We start from the raw sequence: 1854 nt of genomic DNA, 5'->3' as shown, positions 1-1854 counted from the left end.
GGGTCGAACTGGACTTGGAGAAGAAGTACTCACCCGAGCAGATCGCTGGCAGACTTCGAGGTGACCACCCCGATGACCCGGAGATGTGGGTGTCCACCGAGACGATCTATCAGTCCCTGTACGTGCAGTCCCGCGGCGCGCTGCGCCGTGACCTGGCCAAATGCCTGCGCACCGGGCGCGGGCTACGCCAACCCAACCGCCAGGGCGCGCACCGTAAGAGCCGCGTGTTGCCGGACATGATCAACATCGCGGCGCGGCCCGCCGAGGCCGATGACCGGGCGGTCCCCGGACACTGGGAAGGGGACCTGATCATCGGCAAGGCCAACGCCAGCGCGATCGGCACCCTGGTGGAACGCACCACGGGCTACACGATGTTGGTGCACCTGCCCGACGGCTACAAACCCGCGCAGGTCGCCCCGGCGCTGGCCGCGAAGATCCAGACCCTGCCTGCGGCGCTGCGCGGGTCGCTGACCTGGGATCAGGGGGTGGAGATGCGCGACTGGAAACAAGTCCGGATGGCCACCGACATGGCGATCTTCTTCTGTGACCCGCACGCCCCTTGGCAACGGGGCACCAATGAGAATACGAACGGCCTGCTGCGCCAGTACTTCCCTAAGGGCACCGACCTGAGCGTGCACAGCAGCGAGGACCTGGACTGGGTCGCCGCCGAGCTCAACGACCGACCACGCAAACGACTAGCGTTCAAGAAGCCGATCGAACAGATCGGACCGCTTCTGTTGCGTTGACCGCTTGGATCCGCCGAACCTGTTCTGGCGCGATCGCTGCCAGCGCCGCCGCTGATGGGCGCCTCGCCGTGGCGGCCGGTCACCTCGGCTGGCTGCTGATGCTGTACCCGGTAGCGGAGACCGCCCTGGTGCACATGTCCTGGTCCTGCTCGCCGGTGCCTCCGCTGGCGCCGAGTGCGCCGAGGAGCGCGTCGCCTCGGTAGATCGGAACTGCGCCGGTCTGCGGGGTGAAGCGGCCGTGAGTCATCATGATGAGGGCAGTCGCGAAGTTCGGCATCGGCGACATCTTCTCCTTCTGCGCGGCGCTGGGCACGCCGTACGCTGCCGAGGTCCATGCCTTGCCGAGCGCGACTTCGGCGCTCACCCAAGGAGCCCCGTCCATACGTGCGAACGCGAGCAAGTGCCCGCCCACATCCATGACCGCGAACGACATGGGTGGTGCCTTCAGTTCGTTGGCCGCTTCCCGCGCGGCGGTGCACAGGTTCAAGGCCTCGTCCAGCGTCAGCATGCCTTCACCTTTCGTGTGGTGATCGTCGATCGGTGTGATCGTGACCCTTGTACTCCTGCCGCACTGCCGCCGCAAGAGCTTCTGCGTCTGACCGGAATCGTCTGTCGTAATCTCCCGTACACGACGGTTCTGTATTGTGGATATTATCTTCTGCTAGTTGGAAGGCAACCGCGAACCGAAGGGACCGCCGATGTCCGCCGCAGAGGTTAGCGAGAAGGCCCCCCGGCGCGCCGGAGGCGTGCAGTCGCTGGAACGGGCCTTCCGCATCCTCGAGACGATGGCGGATGCCGGCGGGACGCTGGGGCTCTCCGAGCTCGCGACCCGGGCTAACTTGCCGTTACCCACGATCCACCGGTTCGTGCGCACGTTGGTCGACCTCGGCTACCTGCGTCAGGAGCCCTCCCGCCAGTATGCCCTCGGCCCCCGCCTGATCTCGCTGGGCGAGTCCTCGGCACGCATGCTCGGCACCTGGGCCCGGCCCTACCTGACGGACCTGGTTGACAGCCTCGGCGAGTCGGCGAACCTGGCCATGCTCGACGGTGACCAGATCGTCTACGTCGGGCAGGTCCAGTCCCGGCAGTCCATGCGCATGTTCACCGA

General features: G+C 66.4%; 3 protein-coding genes. 2 read left to right on the top strand and 1 reads right to left on the bottom strand.

Annotated elements, in window-relative coordinates; all coding sequences use genetic code 11:
- A partial coding sequence (locus VIM26_RS21520; RefSeq protein ID WP_331955085.1) for an IS30 family transposase occupies positions 1 to 746 on the top strand: 746 nt, incomplete at its 5' end.
- Positions 747 to 825: 79 nt separating this feature from the next.
- On the opposite strand, the gene VIM26_RS21515 is transcribed toward VIM26_RS21520, so the two are convergent.
- Complete coding sequence (locus VIM26_RS21515) at positions 826 to 1254, bottom strand: heme-binding protein (protein ID WP_331955083.1); 429 nt, start codon at positions 1252 to 1254, stop codon at positions 826 to 828.
- Positions 1255 to 1444: 190 nt separating this feature from the next.
- On the opposite strand from VIM26_RS21515, the gene VIM26_RS21510 reads away from it, so the two are divergent.
- Positions 1445 to 1854: IclR family transcriptional regulator (locus VIM26_RS21510; protein ID WP_331955081.1), on the top strand; the 410-nt coding region annotated here is incomplete at its 3' end.

The sequence above is a fragment of the Pengzhenrongella sp. genome (genome assembly GCF_036565025.1).
In the GTDB taxonomy this organism is placed as follows: domain Bacteria; phylum Actinomycetota; class Actinomycetes; order Actinomycetales; family Cellulomonadaceae; genus Pengzhenrongella.
Note: the sequence above shows the minus strand (reverse complement) of the source record. Positions and strands in the feature narration are given on the sequence as shown.